18 protein-coding genes are annotated in these 20,298 nt (G+C 58.8%); 12 read left to right on the top strand and 6 right to left on the bottom strand.

The features are described from left to right. The first annotated feature begins 118 nt into the window (after nt 1-118). From ABIE13_RS26900 to ABIE13_RS26885, 4 genes are all read left to right on the top strand, one after another. Nucleotides 119-1,747 (top strand): M14 family metallopeptidase, encoded by a 1,629-nt coding sequence (locus ABIE13_RS26900; protein WP_354449286.1) that lies wholly within the window; start codon nt 119-121, stop codon nt 1,745-1,747. 347 nt (nt 1,748-2,094) lie between these two features. Further along, nucleotides 2,095-3,132, top strand: coding sequence for a hypothetical protein (locus ABIE13_RS26895; protein WP_354449284.1), 1,038 nt, complete (start codon nt 2,095-2,097; stop codon nt 3,130-3,132). 173 nt (nt 3,133-3,305) lie between these two features. Then, a complete protein-coding gene (locus ABIE13_RS26890; protein ID WP_354449282.1) occupies nt 3,306-3,941 on the top strand; it encodes a DUF924 family protein in 636 nt (211 codons plus the stop codon). Nucleotides 3,942-4,093: 152 nt separating this feature from the next. Further along, entirely contained in the window at nt 4,094-4,690 is a 597-nt protein-coding gene (locus ABIE13_RS26885; protein WP_354449280.1) for a carboxymuconolactone decarboxylase family protein, read from the top strand. Nucleotides 4,691-4,962: 272 nt separating this feature from the next. Here ABIE13_RS26885 and ABIE13_RS26880 read toward each other — a convergent pair whose 3' ends face one another. The 4 genes from ABIE13_RS26880 to ABIE13_RS26865 form a co-directional block, all read right to left on the bottom strand. After that, the gene (locus tag ABIE13_RS26880; RefSeq protein ID WP_354449278.1) at nt 4,963-6,288 is read right to left on the bottom strand and encodes an NAD(P)/FAD-dependent oxidoreductase; all 1,326 of its coding nucleotides are present in this window, start codon (nt 6,286-6,288) and stop codon (nt 4,963-4,965) included. 96 nt (nt 6,289-6,384) lie between these two features. After that, nucleotides 6,385-7,857: an RNB domain-containing ribonuclease gene (locus ABIE13_RS26875; protein ID WP_354449276.1), complete on the bottom strand. Its 1,473-nt coding sequence runs from the start codon at nt 7,855-7,857 to the stop codon at nt 6,385-6,387. 103 nt (nt 7,858-7,960) lie between these two features. Further along, entirely contained in the window at nt 7,961-8,854 is an 894-nt protein-coding gene (locus ABIE13_RS26870; protein ID WP_354449274.1) for a CoA transferase, read from the bottom strand. Between the two features lie 31 nt (nt 8,855-8,885). Further along, complete coding sequence (locus ABIE13_RS26865) at nt 8,886-11,024, bottom strand: hypothetical protein (protein WP_354449272.1); 2,139 nt, start codon at nt 11,022-11,024, stop codon at nt 8,886-8,888. Between ABIE13_RS26865 and ABIE13_RS26860 the strand changes: the two genes are divergently transcribed. Beyond that, nucleotides 11,023-11,202, top strand: a complete 180-nt coding sequence (locus tag ABIE13_RS26860) for a hypothetical protein (RefSeq protein WP_354449270.1) — start codon at nt 11,023-11,025, stop codon at nt 11,200-11,202. The genes ABIE13_RS26865 and ABIE13_RS26860 overlap by 2 nt on opposite strands. A gap of 16 nt (nt 11,203-11,218) precedes the next feature. On the opposite strand, the gene pobA is transcribed toward ABIE13_RS26860, so the two are convergent. Further along, entirely contained in the window at nt 11,219-12,412 is a 1,194-nt protein-coding gene (pobA, locus tag ABIE13_RS26855; RefSeq protein ID WP_354449268.1) for a 4-hydroxybenzoate 3-monooxygenase, read from the bottom strand. 315 nt (nt 12,413-12,727) lie between these two features. Here pobA and ABIE13_RS26850 point away from each other — a divergent pair, with 315 nt between their 5' ends. The 3 genes from ABIE13_RS26850 (at nt 12,728) to ABIE13_RS26840 (ending at nt 15,252) form a co-directional block, all read left to right on the top strand. Then, complete coding sequence (locus ABIE13_RS26850) at nt 12,728-13,498, top strand: IclR family transcriptional regulator domain-containing protein (RefSeq protein WP_354449266.1); 771 nt, start codon at nt 12,728-12,730, stop codon at nt 13,496-13,498. A gap of 175 nt (nt 13,499-13,673) precedes the next feature. Next, the gene (locus tag ABIE13_RS26845) at nt 13,674-14,054 is read left to right on the top strand and encodes a VOC family protein (RefSeq protein ID WP_354449264.1); all 381 of its coding nucleotides are present in this window, start codon (nt 13,674-13,676) and stop codon (nt 14,052-14,054) included. 217 nt (nt 14,055-14,271) lie between these two features. Beyond that, nucleotides 14,272-15,252 carry a Bug family tripartite tricarboxylate transporter substrate binding protein gene (locus tag ABIE13_RS26840; protein ID WP_354449262.1) on the top strand — a complete coding sequence of 327 codons (981 nt, stop codon included), beginning with the start codon at nt 14,272-14,274 and terminating at the stop codon, nt 15,250-15,252. Between the two features lie 103 nt (nt 15,253-15,355). On the opposite strand, the gene ABIE13_RS26835 is transcribed toward ABIE13_RS26840, so the two are convergent. Further along, a complete protein-coding gene (locus ABIE13_RS26835; protein WP_354449260.1) occupies nt 15,356-15,766 on the bottom strand; it encodes a MarR family winged helix-turn-helix transcriptional regulator in 411 nt (136 codons plus the stop codon). A gap of 171 nt (nt 15,767-15,937) precedes the next feature. Between ABIE13_RS26835 and ABIE13_RS26830 the strand changes: the two genes are divergently transcribed. From ABIE13_RS26830 to ABIE13_RS26815, 4 genes are all read left to right on the top strand, one after another. Continuing rightward, on the top strand, nt 15,938-16,429 hold the full coding sequence (locus tag ABIE13_RS26830; RefSeq protein WP_354449325.1) for a tripartite tricarboxylate transporter TctB family protein: 492 nt from the start codon (nt 15,938-15,940) through the stop codon (nt 16,427-16,429). Nucleotides 16,430-16,434: 5 nt separating this feature from the next. Further along, nucleotides 16,435-17,955 (top strand): tripartite tricarboxylate transporter permease, encoded by a 1,521-nt coding sequence (locus ABIE13_RS26825; RefSeq protein WP_354449258.1) that lies wholly within the window; start codon nt 16,435-16,437, stop codon nt 17,953-17,955. 252 nt (nt 17,956-18,207) lie between these two features. Further along, on the top strand, nt 18,208-18,876 hold the full coding sequence (locus ABIE13_RS26820; RefSeq protein WP_354449257.1) for a response regulator transcription factor: 669 nt from the start codon (nt 18,208-18,210) through the stop codon (nt 18,874-18,876). Then, nucleotides 18,873-20,270 (top strand): sensor histidine kinase, encoded by a 1,398-nt coding sequence (locus ABIE13_RS26815; RefSeq protein ID WP_354449255.1) that lies wholly within the window; start codon nt 18,873-18,875, stop codon nt 20,268-20,270. Before ABIE13_RS26820 ends, ABIE13_RS26815 begins: the two co-directional genes overlap by 4 nt. The last annotated feature ends 28 nt before the right edge of the window (nt 20,271-20,298 follow it).

The raw sequence follows: 20,298 nt of genomic DNA, 5'->3' as shown, positions 1-20,298 counted from the left end.
CCATCCAACATGGCTTTAAAAGTGGCATAGTCGCTAGAGCCTATGGTCGTTTTCGGGGCTCCAAGCCCGAAAGCCTCCTGGCGCTGAACTGTCCAACTCGGGTAGACTGGTTTCCACTATGCGGCATCATCCTCGTACTTCGCTGCAGCGTCTCGCGCTCGCTGCTGCCACTTTCGCTGCTTGTGCAGCGCCGAGCTGGGCTCAATTCGACCCCGCCAAGGTAGTTGTCGAACCAGAGGGAATCGCCAGGCAATTTCCCGATCCGGCGCAGGCCTACCAAACACCCGGCTTTGCTGCTGGGCGCAAAGACTTCACCTCGCATGCAGAAGTCTTCAGCTTCATCGATGACCTGGCACGTCAATCACCCCGAGTCGTTATCGAGACCATGGGCCGCTCCCAGGAAGGTCGGGCCATGGCGCTGGTGGTGCTCACGGGCACACGAGGCTTCAACCCAGCGCTGCCAACCGTGATGCTCTTGGGCCAACAGCACGGCAATGAACCAGCGGGGGGAGAGGCGGCTTTGGTTCTTGCGCAAACGCTTGCCACGCAACGCAGCGCGCTGCTGGAGCAAGTCAATGTATTGATCGTGCCGCGCGCCAATCCAGATGCCGCAGAGCACTTCCGGCGAGTCACGACGAGCGGCATCGACGTCAATCGCGATCACCTGCTGTTGCGTACGCCGGAGGCCCTGGCGATTGCCAGCGCGGTGCGGCGCTATCAGCCTGCAGTCACGCTGGACATGCACGAATTCACCGTTGCAGGGCGTTGGGTGGACAAGTTCGGATCGATGATGCGCTACGACGCGCTTTTGCAAGCGGCCTCGGTGGGCAATCTGAACCCGACCATTCGATCATTGCAAGACCGTTACTTGTCCGCCGCCCGCTCGGCCATCGAAGCTGCTGGGCAGCAGGTGTCCGACTATCACACGACCTCGCCAGATCCGAAGAACAAGACGGTGTCTATGGGCGGCGTCAATGTCGACACGGGGCGCAACGTCGGTGGCTTGCACAATTCTGTGAGCATCTTGCTCGAAACGCGCGGCGTTGGCCTGGGCCGGGCGCACTTGGGGCGACGGGTGCAGGCCCACGTGGCTGCCGCCATGGGTGTGATCGAGGAAGCCGCCAAGGATGGCGCCTCGCTGGTGCGCACGCGTGCGGAGGCCGGCTCAGCCAACGCACAGCAGGCGTGCCGCGGCAACATGGCCTTGGTGGTGCGCCAGACCCCGGAGCGTCGCACGCTTAGTTTTCTCGACGCGCGTACGGGGGAGGTCCGCGAGATCGACGTCGACTGGCGAAGCGCATTGCAGTTGGAGAATGTGCGCGAGCGAGCACGGCCCTGCGGCTACCTGATTGGCGCCGATCAGAAGGCTGCCGTCGAACAGTTGCGCCTACTGGGCGTGAAGGTTCAGGCATTGAACACGGCGCCCTCGCGCAAGCCTTGGGACGTCGAAAACTATGTGGTCGAATCGGAATCATCCGGGCAACGGCAAGACGCACGCGGCGCTATCGATGATGATGGGCAGGGCATCCGCCAATTGACTGTGCGTACAGAGCCCGCCAAGGCCGTGCCAGCCAGGGGCAGCTACTACGTGTCCATGAGCCAACCGCAGGCGGGCCTCATCAGCGCTGCCTTGGAGCCCGATTCCCAGAACAGCTTCGCGGCCAATCGCATCATCGCCTTGGATTCCGCGCAGCTTCGTCGCGTGACGCGGGTGCCAGCAGGTTTCAAGCTCGATCGCGAGCGGTAGCGAGAAAGCAGCCTTTGACGCCGGACGATGGACCGTCCATAGGGCAGCGATAATCCGGTGGAGAATGAAAAAGGCAGTTGAGAGCTGCCTTTTTTTGCGAAAGCCTGATACCACTTTGCGCTCAATGAACCTCAAGCGGCGTTATTTATTCAGCGCAACCCGGATGCGCCAAGTTGCTTGATATCGAATCGCGTTAAATAGATAAATTCCGTTCGGGCTGAGCCTGTCGAAGCCTTGCACAGTGCTTCGAGCGGCCCAGTATGAACGGATCTACAGGCTTAAAGACGATTGGTAGGAGCCCGCAAACGACCCGGAGCAGGTCGGCGGGGAGATTTGAGGAGGAATGAGTGTTGGTATCAATTGCTTATCTGGTGGTCCTTGTGTGGATCCTGTATCTCGTCTGGAGCCAGCGGGTCATGAAACGCCTGCAGAACGAGCTGGCCGCCGATTTGAAGGGCGTTCGTTTCTGGCGCGTGAATCTGGCTCGTCCTGCTTTCTTCAAACGCTGGTTCAATGTGCTGCCGTTTGAGGCCAAGGGCATCCTGATTGAAGAGGGGTCTCAATTGCGAGTGCGCGGCTACTGGCGCAGCAACAGGAAGAGATTTGAGTCTGTGCTGCGAAAGGCTGAATGCCAGCCGAGCTGGCTCGGCAACCGCTCGATCAAGTCAGGCAACATGTATTGGGGGCAGCTGAGAACGCCTAAAGGCGACTTGCTGTTTTCCGCCGATACAGGGGCCTATGCCTTGCCGTCGCGCGAAAGCCTGAAAGACATTTTCTCTTCCATCTTTCCGGAGCTCGAGTTACCAGAAGACGCCATTCAGGACTTTGCTCTGGAGAAAAATTCCCGCAGCATTGCGGCGATGGTGTTCTTCTTTGGCTTGTTGGCGTACGCGGTCATCGATTCGTTCTTCGTCTCGCGCTACGAATTGACCGACCAACAGTTGTTTCGCATTCTTTTTCACCCGGGCGTGTGGATAGGTTCGGCGGTAGTTGGAAGTGTCATGGCCATCGGCGCTTACAGGTGGATGCTCTCCGGTCACGTTCCGTCCCGTGAATCGCTGGTGCTTTCGTTCTTTGTCATCAGCGCGATAGGGTTCTCGGCACTGCCACTGGCCAAACGTGTGGATCAAGTCCTTGCGGCCGAGCCCAGCAAAAACTACGCTTATCGAGTCAATCTGCCGGCGCGTTTGGAGCCGGCCGATGAAGCTCTTGGTTTGCCCAGGCTGCGGTTTCCCAAGTCAAGAGAGTACTGGGATCAATTCAAAGATGGGCAGCCTTACTCCATTCCATTTTTGAGAGGTCCCTTGGGACTATGGCAGCTGGATCATGAGAAATTTGACCCGCCGTTGATCGCTTTTTTTGAGAAGCAAGGGCCCCGGAAATAGTCTTTCTGAGGACTACTCCATAACTTCCGACTAGCTCTGCGCAGACTGAAAACAGAAGGCCACACAGATGCCGTAGGTAGACTAGGGCCTATTCACACGTCTTAAAAGGTCTGTACCTCCCATCAGCCATCAGCCATCAGCGATCAGCCTGCACTTCAATTACTCATGTACACATGACACAGTCACCATCAACACTGCCCGCAGCCTCCGACGTTCTGGCCTTCTGGTTCGGAGGCATGCCCCCCACAGATGCGGCCGCACTTCAGGTGCAAAGCCAATGGTTTACCAAATCGGATGCGTTTGACGAGCAGATTCGCACGCGTTTTGGCGCCACTATAGAAGCTGCTGTCCAAGGTGAACTGGATTCCTGGGCCGCTGAGCCATTGGGATGGCTTGCTTTGATCATCGTGCTGGATCAGTTCACCCGCAATGTGTACCGTGGCCAGGCCGCGAGCTTCTCGGGAGACAGCGCGGCCTTGCGCTGGTCCGACCGAGGATTGGCCGAAGGCTGGGATCGCAGCCTGCCGCTCATGGCCCGTCCGTTCGCCTACCTTCCTTTGGAGCATTCCGAAGATCTCGCACGGCAAGACCAAAGTGTCGCGGTTTTCCAGGCGCTGGTGGCCCAGGCGGAGTCAGCCAAGGCGCCTGCGCCGGTGATTGCTACTCTTCGCTCCAATCTGGATTACGCCGAGCGTCACCGCGATGTCATTGACCGCTTTGGTCGGTTTCCTCATAGGAACGCCTTCCTGGGGCGGGCCAGCACCCAGGCTGAAACTGAGTATCTGGCGCAGCCCGGCTCAGGTTTCTGATGGGCTGAAAAGCGTCGCTCAAGACCCATGTCCAGCTTCGATTCGCAGCGCGAGTGCGCTGCCCGCAAGCCTTGCGCCAGCAATGATGCTGCGCAAGGTAGAGTCCGCGATGGCTCCGGAAAGCCCGTTGGCGTATCCAATATCAAGGCGAAATGAAAATGCTTCAATCTACAGAGAGTTTGGGAGATACCCCTGCTGATCGGCTTCCACCCATTCCCCCGGAAAAGTGGACTGCAGAGCAGCGCGTGCGCGCAGAGGCCATCATCCAGGGGCCGCGGGGAGCGTTGATATCGCCCTTTGTGCCGTTGCTACGCAGTCCCGAGTTGATGGATCACGCGCAAGCCATGGGCGAATACTTGCGTTATCGAAGTGCCTTGGGCCTGCATCTGTCGGAGTTCGCTATTTTGCTTACAGCGCGTGATTGGACCCAACAAGTGGAATGGGCTATTCACGCGCCTATCGCCCTGAGGGAAGGCGTGCCTGCCGCCACCATCGAAGCCATCGCTCAGGGCCGGCGCCCGGTGGGCATGACCGTAGAGCAGTCCCTGGTCTACGAATTTGTCGGCGAACTTCAACGCAACAAGTCGATCTCCGATGCGACCTGGGCCGATTTCGTGCAGCACTTTGGTGAACGCGAAGCCATGGATCTCGTGGGCATCGTGGGTTACTACTCGTTTTTGTCAATGGTGATGAACGCGGCCCGGACAGCCGTGCCGCCGTCTACGGCAGCGAGGCTGCAGCCACTCTGATGGGAGTTTCCCGGTCTTCCGGGAAAGCTTCGGGTGATCGGTGCCCATATCCCCAGAGGCCAGACTGCCGAGCGCGGCCAAGGCTCTGTGGCAGGGCAGGGGACCTTACGATCACATGGGTTGATTAGGGCATGTTACTGGAACACGCCCTAGTCGCAATGCTGTTCACTTAAGCACACAAATACCCGTTCGGGCTGAGCTTGTCGAAGCCGGGTGCGACGCTTCGACAAGCTCAGCCCGAACGGACTGGGTTTAACTGAACAGCATTGGTCCTAGTCGGCCTTCATGATGGTCTCTCCGCGCAGGAGACCTGTATCGCGAATGTTGACTTTGTGCCGCTTCCAGCCTGCATAGGTCCGCTTGAAGTAGCGCAGAGAGATGAGGTAGTAGAACACCTTGAACATGAACAGCGAACGGCGGTACGCCGGGCCGTGGTGCAGGTCTGCAGCCAGCAGAGACATCAAACCTTGCTTGATCTTGAACATGTTCTTGGGGTGCATGAACATATCGCGAATGGTTGGGTTCGTGGCTCTGTAGATGAACCAGGAATAGTCCTTCGGGCCTGCGCGCATCCGCGCTTCCAGCGCCTGCCGGGCCAAGGCGAGTTCTGCCGGCTGGTCCAGGGCCGTTGCCACCAGTTTCGCGCCATCGAAAGCGCCTTGCATGGCAAGAAACACGCCAGACGAAAACATGGGGTCGATGAAGGTAAACGCGTCGCCGATCATCAGGTACTGATCGCCGGTGGCATGCGTACTTGAATACGCAAAGTTGCCGGTGGCGTGAACCTTGTCGTCCACCAGGGTGGCGTCTTTGAGCCTGTCTGCCAATTCAGGGCACAGCGCGATCGTGTCGTAGAAGTATTCTTTCAGCGGCTTGTTCCGGGCCTTGAGATAGTAGGCCCAGCAGACTGCGCCTACGCTGGTGGTGCCATCAGCCAGAGGAATGAACCAGAACCAGCCGTGCTCGAACCAGCAAATGCTGATGTTGCCTTCACGCTTGCCTTCCAGTCGCCGTACATCGGTAAAGTGTCCGAAGAGGGCAGTGCTGTTGTGGTCAGGGTTCTTGTTCTTGCATTTGAACTTGTTGGCCAGAAGGGTGTCCCGCCCGCTGGCATCGACCAGAAATCGCGCACGCCATTGGCGCTTGCTTCCATCATCAAGCAGCGCCTGCACCTTCACACCATCCGCAGTGAAGTCTACATCTCGGACTTTCGCGCCTTCCAAGGTGCGGGCCCCGGCCTTGCCGGCATTGCGAAACAGAACTTGATCAAGGTCCGAGCGGCGAACCTGCCATGCAGAAGCTTTTGACGGGTCCCAACCCTCTGCGAAATCCACATAACTGCAGTAGTTCAGATCTGGCCTGACAAATTCGATGCCGAACTTGGGCATACCGATTTTTTCGACCTCTTCGCGCACACCCAGTTGATCGAACAAGGCGACGTTGCCTGGAAGGAGCGATTCACCGATGTGAAACCGCGGGTGATGTTCTTTTTCCAGCAATACAACGTCACGCCCTTCGCGGGCCAGCAGCGCGGCAATGGTAGACCCGGCGGGCCCACCGCCCACCACCAGAACATCGCAATTTTCAGTCTCAAGCATGGTGCGTGATTTTCATGAAGCAGCGTAAAAGCGGATATCGTAGCGTGCCTGGCGAGCGCACACTGTAGGAGGCTGACCAGGGCGTGTCAAAACGCCCTAGCCCATCATCTCAAAGTCAATGAACCCGCGCTCGACGTTAGTCGACAGTAGTTTTGCGCGCACCTTGTCGCCTACCTTGACGGCCTGGCCACGAGCGACTACAAGCTTGCCTTCTGCGGGGGGCGTAAAAATCCGCACCCACGTATTGCCCTTGGAGGCGCCGGTGACTACGCCACTGAAGATTTCGCCAATGCGGGACTCCAGCAGCATGGCTGCTTCGGACTTGCGCAACTGCCGTTCGACCTTGTTGGCAGCATCTTCCTGCCTTGTGCAGTGCACCGCCAGGAACTCCAGTTCGCTATCGGAGTAGGGGGAGGGAGCTTCCGACAGGGCCGCCTTGATCAGGCGCTGGGTAATCAGGTCTGGGAAGCGGCGGTTGGGTGCAGTCGAATGGGAGTAGTCTCGTACCGCCAGCCCAAAATGGCCGACCTTGGGCCCACCCGGTCTCTCGACCACATATTCGCCACGCCCCATCAGCTTGACGATGGTCAGCGATAGGTCTGGAAATCGCTCCGGGTCTCGTCGACGTTGCTTGGCCAGAAAACTCTCCAGCGCCAGTGAATCAGGTTCCACCGGAAGAGTCTCACCGTATTCTGCGGCGATCTCGGCTATGCGAGCCCAGCGTTCAGGAGAGCGTACGACCCGCCGGATGGAGGAGCGGTGCTTAACCGCCAGATAGCGGGCAGCAACGCCGTTGGTAGAGACCATGAACTCTTCTATCAACTGGCGAGCGTGGTTCTGTACCTGTTGGCGGATCTCTACCACTTTGTCGCCGTCGAAAACCGCCTTGGGCTGGAAAGTCTGAAATTCCAGAGAGCCTTTTTCTCGCCTGACGGCGCGAAGCTGCTGCGCCAGCGAGTGCTGAGTGCGCAGCTGTTGGTCCATGCCCGGCACGCTGGCCGCAGCTTCTGGAAGCGGCCCTTCGCCATCAAGCCAGGCGGCAACCGAGTCGTAAGCCAGTTTGGCTTTGTTATGGACTCGCGCGCGCACGATGTTGGATGAGTTCTGCGTGCCGTCCGGCTTGAACACCATTTCGGTCACGGTGGCCGCCCGAACTTCGTGAGGATTGAGCGATGTCAGGTCGGTGGAAAGCTTCTCGGGCAGCATCGGAAAGATGCGTGCAGAGGTGTATACCGACGTGGTGTTCGCTTGGGCGTGCTGATCGATTGGCGTGTTCTTGGGCACAAGGATGTCGACGTCCGCTATGGCAACGAGGATTTTCACGTTGCCATCGGGGAGCACTTCGCTCACTGAAAGCTGGTCCAGATCGCGAGAATCGTCGTTGTCTATGGAACACCAGAGTAGGCTGGTCAAGTCGGCCAGGCCGGCGCTTTCATTCGTGTCGGATGTCGTAATGGCTTTGAGTTGTTCCAATGCCGCACTTGAAAATTCCGGCTTCAGTCCGCGCTCGTGCATCGCGACCACGGCCAGATCGGCCAACTCTTCTTTTTGGTGAGGATGCAGACCCATTCGGCAGAACTCCAAAGATTGCTGCTGCCCGAGTGGCCAGGCAGCATGGCAGCATCTTAGCCTGCACTGGGGCGACGCTGAGGTGCAGGCGCCTGCTTCCGCTTCACGCCCTCGGTAAGGTGTGAAGCGGTATGTCGTTCTCGCGCGCCAGAGCGTCCAACTGCTTGCGGGTCTTGTCCGCTGCCCAATCCGCAATGGCTTTGCGTGAGGAAGGCATTAGAAGCGTCTTGATATCTGCAGAAGCAAGGCCCGCCACGCGGCAGAGCGCAGCTGCAAAGTGCGGCTCCAGTGCGGCGACTGCTACCCGCCCGTCCTTGCAGGCATACACGCTGTAGCCTGCATGAGCGCCGCCGACCGCTCCCTTGGGTTTTGTCAGCCCCCAGCCACGTGGCAGAGCCAGCCAGCCAGCGGCGTCGGAAAGTGCGATCTCCTGCCTGACCCCCTTTGCGGTCGAACGAGCCGCGAGCACGGCTGCCAACACCGCTTCACTGCCCATCAGCGCGCCGGACATGTCTGCGAACAAGGTGGCGGGTAAGTCAAGCGCCGGCACCAAACCGGCTTCCGCCAGATAGGTGAGATCGTGCCCTGGCTCCTCAGCTCGATCGCCAGGCGCGCCCACAATGGTCACCAACGACAGTTGGGGGTGGCGAGCATGCAGCGCTTTCCATCCAAGCCCAAGCTTGACGAGCGCGGAGGGCCGAAACGATGTGATGAGCACATCGGCGCGAGCCAGTTCGCGGTGCAGCGCAGCTTGCCCCTTGTCGCTCTTTAGATCGGCCTGCAGAACACGTACACCCTTGTGCATGGCCTCATATGCGTTGGGCGCATATTGGCCCATGGGATCGGCCGGCATGCCGCCGCGTGCAGGTGGCTCAATCTTGATACAACGTGCGCCCCAGGCTTGCAAGCGCATCAAGGCGGCCGGCCCGGGCAGGTTGAGTGCGAGGCTCACAACCCGAACGCCTCGCAAAGGTTTGATGGATGATGGGGTGACCATGGTTTTTCCTCTCAATTAGGTTCAGCTTTGCCTACGGATTACCAGCTTCCTGTGCCTTGCGTTTCTCCGCGTTTTTTTTCACCCGATCAAGGAGCGATGGTTTTTCATCGGTGGCCTCCGAGGTCACGGGGGGCGTGGTCGACGCCGGCGTGGAGCGCGCTTTGGGATTCTTCCATGCTTGGTAGGCGCCTATGGAAAAGAAGAGAAGAAACAGCAGCAATGCGGCTAGAAGCACCCATTTGATCACTTTGCCCAAAAAGCGCTTGCCGAAAAGGCCCACCAGAAAAGCCCATAACAATGCAATCGGGCCGAAGATCACATGCATCAACAGCGAGCGTCCTATCGATTCGCTGTGATTGCTTTTGAATGACAGGTGCTTCAGTTCGTCTGGCAGACTTACGCCCAGTTTTTCGGCACGCGCCGCCAGCTTAAGAGCCGTGTCGCGGTCTTTCTTGACACCAAGGCCACGGTCATACGCGCGCGCCAGTCCGACCAAAGCCCACCGGCCCGCAACGTCTTCGTCGCCGGCTTCCTCCAGAGCTTCCTCCAAAAGCTGGAAGGCCTGGACTTGTTCTTCGCTGCCGCTATCTTTGGTTTCTCCTGCCTGTATCATTTCTGCCAGAAGCCGCTTGGCGTTAGCGGCTACGGGGCCCTCGCCATCTTCAATGGCCTGCTGCAGCCAGCCTTCTGCCTCTTCGAAGGACTTGCCCACCATCTTTCCCTGGCGATAAAGTTGCGCTAGCTTGACTTGGGAATAGGCGTGTGAGTTCTCTGCGGCGGTCGTCAGGTGATCCAGGTAAAGCTGAATGCCTTGCGGGTCGTCCGCCAGCGGCACTTGGGTGATCCACACCTTGCCGGATTCGTTGTACCTGAGGCCTTGGTCCTCTATGGCGTCTGCCAGGCGACCATGTGAGAACGGCTCGTCATGAACATTCGCTGCTTCGATCAGGGTGGGGGCTAGCTTCAAAAGACTGTAGCCCGGGGCACGCCCCTGCACGACCCACCAGTAGGCGTTGGCCACGGCGCCATGCCAGCCAAGCTGATACGAACGTAAAAACCAGAACAAGGTTTGATCACCGTCCTGCTTGACGCCGCGTCCCTGGCCGTAGGCGACCTCGGCCAGCCGCAAGGCGCAGAGTGCGAGACCTTCGTCTGCGCCTTTTTTCCATGCGTCATAAGCGGGGCCGGCTTCGTCCAGCACTGTGTTGAGATAGTCGCCCAGAGAAAGAAAAGCATCTTCGTGCCCCAGCGCTACCAAGCGCTTCAACTGAGGCAGGATGAGAGGGTCGTTTTTGTCCTGTGCCCAGCGCGCCTGAGTGCCTTCCCAGAGAATATCCGTATATTCCGGGTCCAGCGCCAGCGCCTTCTCGCTGTATTGGATGGCGTCCTGATGACGACCGTCGCAGCGATCGACCAGGACACGCCAGTAATAAGCGAGTGGATCTTGGGGTACGGCCGCAATCGCTTCATCAATCAATCGCCGGCCAGCTTCGCGTTCGCCCCGAAACATGGCGCGATAAAAGCCAAGCACAGATTTCGTTAGACGCGCTATCCGTTGTTGGCCGTAGGGCGTCAGTGAAGCCCGCTCCGGTGCAGCGACATACTTTTCCATGGCTTCAATTGAGCCGCCCCATTCAGGACGCAAGCTCTGTAGCCGTGCGGCATGAAGCGCATAGGAGGCCGGGTCTACCGATAAACCGTAGCCAAACCAGTCCTGTCCGTTGGGAAAGTGCAGCCCCTTGGCGACTGATTCACCTGCTATCCACACCATGCGGCCGATCATGGAAAGGGCGAGCCCGGGGTTTTTTACAGTTAGCGCGGCGCGGTGAAACAACAGGCAAGCTTCACCGAAAGACTCATGAATTAAAGCCCATTGGGCCTGCGAGACCTGATTGGCCGACGACGTACCACGTGCCAGCCTTCCACGCGCCCACAGGTATTGGCCCCGCATCATCAGCGCCGCATAGCTGCCAGGAGACTTTCGCAGCCATTGCTCTGTGGCTTCGTCCATCGAGCGCAACGCGCTGGCGCCCGCTGCCATGGCAGCTGTTTCAGCCTCGCTGTCCGGGTCTCTCAGGTACTCGTTGTGCAGCCCGAGCAGCCAGGTTTCGCAGGTATTGAATTGATGGCTCAGCAGGTAGCTGCGCGCCGTTTGGAGATAAAAAGTCATGGCGATGACTGTCGAGTTGAAAAACAGGGAAATGACGACCGCCACTGTATCGCAGAGCCTCACGCCCAAGCACCAACCGAGAAGCGCTGCGGTCGCCTATCCGCTCGAAGTCACACTATTGGCTATTTCCTCTCTTCAAAGAGCGCTGGACCACCAGGCGCAGGGGCCACCATGTTGAAACACCACTCAGGAATTCAGCCACTTGCGGTGCCAAAATCCAGCGGCAGGCCCACGTAGTTCTCTGCGATGGTCTTCATGCCACTTTCCGAGTTCATCAAGTAGTCCAATTCCGCATTCTGGAACTTGGAGGTGATCGCTTCATCGTGAGGAAAGCGGTGCATGAGTTGCGTAAACCACCACGAAAAGCGCTCTGCGCGCCAAATGCGTGCCAGGCACTTGCGCGAGTAGTCATCAATGCCCGCTTCGCTGTTCTCCTTGTAGAACTCGACGATGGCGTCGTGCAGGAACTTCACGTCGGTGGCGGCCAGGTTCAGCCCCTTGGCTCCCGTCGGAGGCACGATATGTCCCGCATCGCCGGCCAGAAACATGCGACCAAATCTTAAGGGCTCGGTCACGAAGCTGCGAAGCGGCGCGATACTTTTTTCAAGAGAAGGTCCGGTCACCAGGTCGCGCCGGCCTTTGTCATCCAGGCGGTGTTTCAACTCCTGCCAGAAGGCGTCGTCCGTCCACTCTTCTACCTTGTCGGTCAAAGGTACCTGCAGGTAGTAGCGGCTCCGTGTGGCGCTGCGCTGGCTACACAGCGCAAAGCCGCGCGGGCTGTTCACGTAGATGAGCTCGTGGTTGACCGGAGGGGTATCAGAAAGCATTCCCAACCAGCCAAAGGGGTAGACCTTTTCATACTCCTTGATGGCGCTGCGCGGCACGCTGGCGCGGCACACGCCGTGAAAGCCGTCGCAACCCGCAATGAAATCGCAATCAATGCGTTCGCTCTTGCCGTCTTTCTCATAAGTGACGTAGGGCTGAGTACCGTCGTAGTCATGCACGCGCACATTCTTGGCTTCATACACAGTAGGCAGCCCAGCGGCGGCGCGCGCTTCCATCAAGTCTCTGGTCAGTTCAGTCTGCCCGTACACCATCACGTGCTTGCCGCCAGTAAGCTTGTCCAAGTCCACCCGGTGGCGCTCGCCAGCAAACAGCATCTCAAAACCGCCGTGCACAAGCCCCTCTTTATGCATGCGCGCTCCTACGCCGGCCTCGTCCATCAGGTCGATGCTGACCTGCTCCAAAATACCCGCGCGGATTCGCCCCAGCACGTATTCACCCGAGACACGTTCCACGATGACGGCATCAATGCCTGCCTTGTGGAGCAACTGCCCGAGCAACAGGCCCGAAGGTCCGGCGCCCACGATAGCGACTTGAGTGCGCATGAAGCATTCCTTTTCTTAACAGCGGACGGCGATCCCGGCCTTTTTGTTGGTTGACGTTGACGCGCGCCACGTTGCGTTGCGTCGTATTGGCATCCGCTTACGCATTGGCCTCCTTTTCCCCCTCTCTCTCTGGGCGAGGGTGTGGGGCGGGGCGGGGCCGGCCGACTGGAGAGGGCACGTAGCGGTTGACCAACCATCAAATTTCCACGAGCTTAGGACCGCCCTTTCTTATCCGCCAGAGCCAATTGCATCCATTGCGCGATGACTGGGTCAAATGTGCGATCATCGCGCAGAACTACTCACGAACTGGCCGCCATGAACATCGCACGCGCAGACACCATTGATGGCTTGGTCAAGGGCCTGGCCGTGCTCGAGAGCTTCGACACGGAGCGCCAGCGCCTCAACGCCACGCAAACCTCAGAGCGTGCAGGATTGACGCGCGCTGCTGCACGGCGCCACCTGCTCACGCTCACTCATCTGGGTTACCTGGAGACGGATGGCAGCCACTTCTGGCTGAGCCCTCGGGTGCTGCGCCTGTCTGGTGCCTACCTTGCTTCCGCCCGGTTGCCGCGCGTCATCCAGCCCACGTTGAACCGTCTCGCATCCGAAACACAGGATGTCTACTCTGCAGTGGTATTGGATGGTGATGAAGTTGTCATCATTGCGCGTAGTTCGGGCGCCGTCCCTGCCACCCGGCTCATGGCCTACGGCATGCATCTGGGAGCCAGGCTTCCCGCGCATGCCACCTCCACAGGCAGGGTCTTGCTGGCAGCATTACCGAAGCTGCAACTGAGCACCTGGCTGAAAGCTCGAACACTGCCGCGGCTGACTCCCCACACGACGACTGACATCCGAGCCTTCAAAGCACTGCTGGCCGAAACAGCCAGTCAGGACTATTGTGTGGCGAGCCAGGAGCACGAGTTGGGCGTACATGCCGTCGCCGTCCCGCTCAGAAATCCTCAGGGCTGCGTGGTGGCTGCGCTGAACGTCATCGTGCCTCAAGGAAGGATTCGGGAAGCGCCGCAACTGGAGCAGGCATTGGAGAGGCTGCGACAGGCAGCGCTCGAGCTCAGGCAAATGCTTTGAACCGCTCAGAAGGTCCGAGGCTTCCTGTCGCAAACACGTCTGGACAAGATGGCCAATTCAGCTAGCATGCTCTCGCCTTCCAAGGGCGTTATCCAAGGTGCCTTTCGAGTCATCTTCCAGATTTGCCGTACAGCTTGCCCTTGACCTTGCATTTCAATAACGACAGGAGACAACAGTGTTCAGCCACATCATGATCGGGACCAACGATCTCGAAAAATCCAAACAGTTCTACGACAACGTGCTCGGCGCGCTGGGCGTAAAGCCCGGATTTCTGGATCGTCATCGCGTGTTCTGGCGCTCCAGTACCGGCACCTTCAGCGTGAGCAAACCCATCGATGGTGAACCATCGACCTGTGCCAATGGCGCGACCATCGGGTTCAACATGGACTCTCCCGAGCAGGCCGACCGCTTCTATGCTGCCGCGCTCGCGAACGGCGCTGTGGCGGTGGAGGACCCACCCGGTTGGCGCGGAGGCCCCAATGGTCTCTACCTCTGCTACTTTCGTGATCCGGATGGTCACAAGATCTGCGGCCTGCACCGCCCGCCCAAGCCATAGCATTGGCTGACCCGGATCCGCGTGAGCTGTTGGCATGCACGCCCGCACACCACGCAGAGCCGATTTATCCGTTTCTCTGGGCCAAGTACTCACGGTACGTGAGAGTGCTTATGCGTTTTCCGTCTATGCATACTCTCTTTTTCCATTTTATGGAACGATAGACTCACGTATCGGAAAATTTTAAACTGCAGACCACTGCAATCACACGAGAAAGTTCATGAACTACACCCGTCGATTTGTTCACGTGGCCGTGTTGGCTACGCTCGCTAGCGTTGCAGTTCCTGCATTGGCACAAAGCCAGAGCGCATGGCCCAACAAGCCCGTTCATTTCATCACGCCTTATCCGCCAGGCGGCTCTTCGGATGCCATTACCCGCTTCATAGCCGATGGCGTCTCGCGCGTGCTGGGTCAACCAGTTGTGGTCGAGAACAAGCCGGGTGCCGCTGCCACGATGGGTACAGACTATGCGTCTCGTCAGGCGCCGGATGGTTACTCATTCCTGGTGGCACCCACGGCCGCCGTGGCTCTGGCTCCCTACCTGCTGAAGACCGTCAAGTACACCCACCAGAATTTCGAACCGGTGGCCAAACTGGCTTCGTCCTACGGACTGGTGACTGCGCGCAAAGACGCACCGTTTTCCGACTACAAAGGCATGATTGCCTACGCCAAGGCCAACCCCGGCAAGCTGACCTTCGCCACCAACGGGGTAGGCTCCATCGTGCACTTGACAGGGGTACTGTTGCACAAAGAGACTGGTGTTCAGCTCGTGCACGTCCCTTATAAAGGTGCTGCTGAGTCCACCATAGATCTCATGGGCGGTCGTATCGACCTCATGTATGACCCGGCCACTGCTGCGCGTGTCAAAGCTGGTGAACTCAAGGGCCTGGCCACCAACAGCGGCATCCGCAATCCAGAGCTGCCCGATGTCCCCACTCTCAAGGAGCAGGGTTTTGGGGATGGCAGTTCGTTCAGCTGGTTTGCCATCTTCGCGCCCAAGGGAACGCCTCAGCCTATTGTCCAGCGCATGGCTGAGGCTGTGCGGCAGGTGCTCGATGCGCCAGAGGTGAAAAAGCAACTCCAACTGTCCGCCCTCTATCCCAATTACGAAGACCCGGCGACATTCGCCAAATCTCTCAAGCGGGATGCAGAATTGCTTCAAAAGGTGGTGAAGGACGAAGGCCTCAAGATCGAACAGTGATCCTGTGATGACTCCAGCTGTGCCATGAATCTGCTCGGGCGCAGGGGACTGCGGAGGACATGAAGGGCCTGGCAATGCTCAGGCCATGCGTTCCGACTACCAACTATCTTTCACGAGCGAAAGACACCACATCTGCAATTTCAGCGACGTGGTCGGCCAATTCCGTGGCCAGGGCCTGCAGTATCTTGCGCCCTTCTGGCAGCAAGTGGACTTCCACCTGACGGCGGTCGACTGCACTGGTTCGGCGCTCCACCAGACCTGCTTCCTCGCAACGTGAAATCAGCGCGACCACGCCATGTGGTTGCGCCTGCAAACGTTCTGCAATTTCGCTGATCGACGCCCATTCGCGTCCCGAAAAACCCTGTGTGTGCAGCAGAGCCTGGTATTGCAGAACCGTAATGCCGTGCGCGCGCGCCGCGTCTTCGCTAAAGCGCAGAAAGCGCCGAAGTCTGAATCTGAAATCTGACAGCGCTTCGAGTCGAGGCTTGTCTATGGGCTTTGCAGGGGAAGGCATGGCAACCGGCCAAAAGCCAATGAATGCGACCAACCTACTGTAACAGGGCTAGGTAATCCGGAGCAGCACAGTGCGAGGGTAATTACTCATACTGTGACGTATTAATTACTCATAACATGACCTAATTCCGTAAGTTTTATGTAAGCTTCAAAAGGAGATTGGCCCATGCATTTGCGGATCAAACGCAAGAAAGACTTCATAGCAGGACTCATGTTCGCCGCCGTCGGGGCGGCCTTTGCCATTGGCGCTTTCGACTACACCGTTGGCAGCGCTGCAAGAATGGGTCCGGGCTACTTTCCGCTGATGGTCGGGGTACTTCTTACGGTCTTGGGCTCTGCGGTGGCCTTGTCTGCGCTCGGATCTCAACCCGGCGGCGAGGGTGATCCCGTGGGGAGAATTGCCTGGAAGCCGCTCGGCTTCATCATTGGTGCCAACCTGCTGTTCGGCCTGCTGTTGGTGGGGCTGCCGTCCCTGGGCCTTCCCGCCATGGGTCTGATCGTTGCGGTGTATGCATTGGTCATTGTTTCCTGCATGGCGGGGGCAGCCTTCAGCATGAAAACAGCACTGGTGCTGGCCACCGTACTCGCTGTGGGAAGTTACCTCACCTTCGTCATGGGCCTGGGCTTGCAGTTTCAGGTCTGGCCAACTTTCATCAGCAGCTAAGCGCCATGGAAGATCTCATCAACAACCTATCGCTTGGTTTTGCTACGGCGGTCAGTCTGCAAAATCTGTTGTACGCCTTCATAGGTTGCCTGCTGGGCACCTTGATAGGCGTATTGCCCGGCATCGGACCCACAGCCACGGTCGCCATGTTGTTGCCCGCGACCTACGCGTTGCCACCCGTGGCAGCGCTCATCATGTTGGCGGGCATCTACTATGGCTCCCAATATGGAGGATCCACGACGGCCATACTGGTCAACCTGCCCGGAGAGGCCTCGTCGGTGGTGACGGTGATCGACGGACATCAGATGGCCAAGAAGGGGCGGGGTGGGCCAGCCTTAGCTGCCGCAGGCCTGGGTTCATTTTTCGCCGGCTGTGTCGGCACCATGATGCTCGCTGCCTTTGCCGCGCCGCTGACTGAGGTTGCATTCAAGTTCGGCCCGGCCGAGTATTTTTCTCTAATGGTTCTGGGCCTGATCGGCGCAGTGGTGCTCGCGTCCGGCTCGCTTCTGAAGGCGATCTGCATGATTCTTCTGGGCTTGCTGTTGGGCCTTGTCGGAACAGACGTGAATTCGGGTGTGGCGCGCTACGCCTTCGACGTTCCCGAACTCACAGACGGTCTGAGTTTCATCGCGGTGGCCATGGGGGTTTTTGGCTACGGTGAAATCATCTTCAACCTCGCGCGGCCAGACGAGGAGCGTGAGGTCTTCACCGCCAAGGTCTCGGGACTTATGCCGTCGAAGACCGATCTAAAACGCATGGTGCCGGCTGTGCTGCGTGGTACGGCCCTGGGTTGCTCACTGGGTATCCTGCCGGGTGGAGGCGCATTGCTATCCGCATTTGCTGCCTACACCATAGAGAAGAAAACCAAGCTTGACCCCGCTGAGGTACCTTTCGGGCAAGGCAACATCCGGGGGGTTGCTGCACCTGAAGCGGCCAACAATGCTGGTGCTCAAGCATCTTTTATTCCTATGCTCACCCTGGGCATTCCACCCAATTCCGTGATGGCCCTGATGGTCGGTGCGATGACCATTCACAATATTCAGCCCGGCCCCCAGGTGATGACCAGCAATCCAGAGCTTTTCTGGGGGCTGATTGCTTCGATGTGGTTGGGCAACCTGATGCTGGTGATTCTGAATCTGCCCTTGATCGGGCTGTGGGTGAAGCTGCTCACCATTCCCTACCGCTGGCTTTTCCCCGCCATCGTCCTGTTCTGTGCCATTGGGGTGTATTCCACCAATAACAATGTTTTTGACATTTGGCTCATCGCGATTTTCGGCGTGGTCGGCTATGGCTTCCTCAAATTGAGTTGCGAGCCGGCGCCGCTGTTGCTCGGGCTGATTCTGGGGCCCATGATGGAGGAGAACCTGCGCCGTGCGCTGCTGCTCTCGCGAGGCGACTGGACCGTGCTGGGCACGCGACCCATTTCGCTGGGGCTCTTGCTCGGAGCGGTGCTCTTGCTGGTCATCGTGCTGGCGCCCTCCGTGCGCTCCAAGCGGAAGGAGGCTTTTGTTGAAGATGTCGGATAGCAGAGGGAGCGCAAAGGCTGTTCGTCTTTCGGGAGATTGAGCATGCCATGGTGTAGATTCGGTCATCAGCTCGCTTCTACCCTTGGCCTGCTTCAGGAGAGGTCACAGCAATCAGGCGGGAGGCTAATGGCAGCTTCGCCGCCTTGAGTTCTTTGCATGCAAGTCGGGGGTGACGTTCCAGGCCGCGGTCAAAGCACGCGGCGGATGGAGGGCTTCAGTTCTGCTTCATCTTCATACTCTAGGCTCCACTGCATGAGACTCCTCCTGATTGAAGACGATCCTTCCCTGGGCGGCTCGCTGCAGGCCTGGCTGCAGATGGATGGCTATGCGGTCGATTGGCTGACACGCGGTGATCAGGCTGCTGTTGCACTAGCGACCCATGAATACCAATGTGTCCTGCTGGACCGGGGTTTGCCCGGCCTGGATGGCGATGCCGTTCTTACCGCCCTGCGGGCTGCCGGGGCGCCCAATGCGCAAATGCCTGTGATCGTTATCACGGCGCGGGATACCCTGGCGGACAGGGTGCAGGGGCTGGATCTGGGCGCTGATGATTACCTGGTGAAGCCTTTTGATCTGGAAGAACTCTCCGCACGGGTTCGGGCGGCATTGCGCCGCAGCTCGGCCCAGGCTGCTCCGGTTTTCCGGCATGGCTCCGTAGAGCTCGACCCCGCCGCCAAGCGCGTGAGCTTCAACGGTGAGCTGTTGACGCTGACCGCACGCGAGTTTGCCGTCTTGCAAGCCTTGATGCGTCGGCCTGGCCACATCTTGAGCCGCGCGCAATTGGAAGAAGCACTCTATGGCTGGGGAGAAGAAGTTGAGAGCAATGCCATCGAGGTCCATATCTACAACTTGCGCAAGAAACTGGGCAACCGATTCATCGTGACGGTGCGCAACCAGGGGTATGGATTGGCACCGGCATGAAGCTCTTCAAAAAGTGGGCCGGCCAAAGTGGGCTGAAGTCTGAGAAGGGCACGCCAACGCGCCCCGCCTGGTCGCTGCGGCGACGGCTGTTGTTGATGGTGATGGGCACCAGCATCAGCCTGTGGCTGGTGAGCCTTGCCATTGTGGTGGGCGTTGCCTGGGTCGCCACCAGCGAAGTGTTCGACGATGCGCTGGAAGAGGGCGCTCGCCTGGTGCTGCAACTTGGCTTGCAGGGAGAGCGCGATGTCCAGCGGGGTCAAGAACCTGATCTTGCGCGAGGCCAAGAGCTGAAGCTTCGCATTTACTACCAGCTGGTGGCAGCCGATGGCCGCGTCATCACGCGAGGTGAAGACACCCCCAAGGAAGCTTTTCTTGCAAACCCCAAGCACAAGGAAGAAACCACAGTCTGGGTGGACGGAAAGCTCTGGCGTGTACATGCGCGCACTGGAGAAGGGGGCGTCACTGCGCAGGTTGGCCAACCTATGGAGGAACGCCTGGAGTTGCTGGCGGACATGGCCGAAAGCCTGGCGTGGCCCGCGTTGGGTCTGTTGGCTTTGCTTGGGTTCCTGAGCTGGTTGCTGATTCGTCGCCTTCTGAGGCCGCTGGAACATGCGGCGCTTCAAATCAGCGCCAAGTCGACGGATGACTTAACGCCTGTGCAGGCACACAATTCTCCTCGTGAACTTCAATCCATTCTGGACGCGCTCAATGCATTGCTGGCGCGTTTAGGGATGGCACTTAGCAGCGAGCGCCGATTCACGGCTGATGCGGCTCATGAATTGCGCACTCCCTTGGCGGCGCTGCGCATGCGAGTACAGCTCATTCAACGAGAACTCAAGCTCCCTGGCTCGCACCTTGAACAACTTCGCGCGGATCTGGATCGGTGCACGGCCCTGGTAGAAAGCCTGTTGGCACTTGCTCGGCTGGAGCCACAATCTTCCCCACCCGACATGGCGATGGTAGATTTGCATGCGTTGCTAGGCAGCCTGAATCTGGAAAGTGCGCATGCCTTGGGAATGAGGCTGGAGCGATCACTTGCGGAGCCTCACATCTGGGCTTCACCCACCTTGGCAGCGAGCGCATTGCGCAACTTGTTTGACAACGCAGTGCGCTACGGTCAGCAAGGGGGCCGGGTGCGTATTGAGACGACGAAGCTTGCGCACGGAGGTGTTCGTCTGGCCGTGCGTGATGACGGCATAGGTGTCCCTGCAGATCAGCGCGAACGCCTGGGTGAGCGCTTCTTCAGGGTTTTGGGCACTGGTAAAACCGGCAACGGTCTGGGCTTGTCCATTGTCTCGCGCATTGCAGAGTTGCATGGCGCATCACTGCGCTTTGAGGATGGGCTGGACGGCCGGGGCTTGAGTGTGGTGTTGGATTTTCCGCCACGTTCCTAGGGAGAAGTACTTTTCTGCTGCCTTCAGA

Source organism: Ottowia thiooxydans, from assembly GCF_040548795.1.
Lineage (GTDB): Bacteria > Pseudomonadota > Gammaproteobacteria > Burkholderiales > Burkholderiaceae_C > Ottowia > Ottowia thiooxydans_A.
This window is presented reverse-complemented; position numbering and strand designations above follow the sequence as displayed.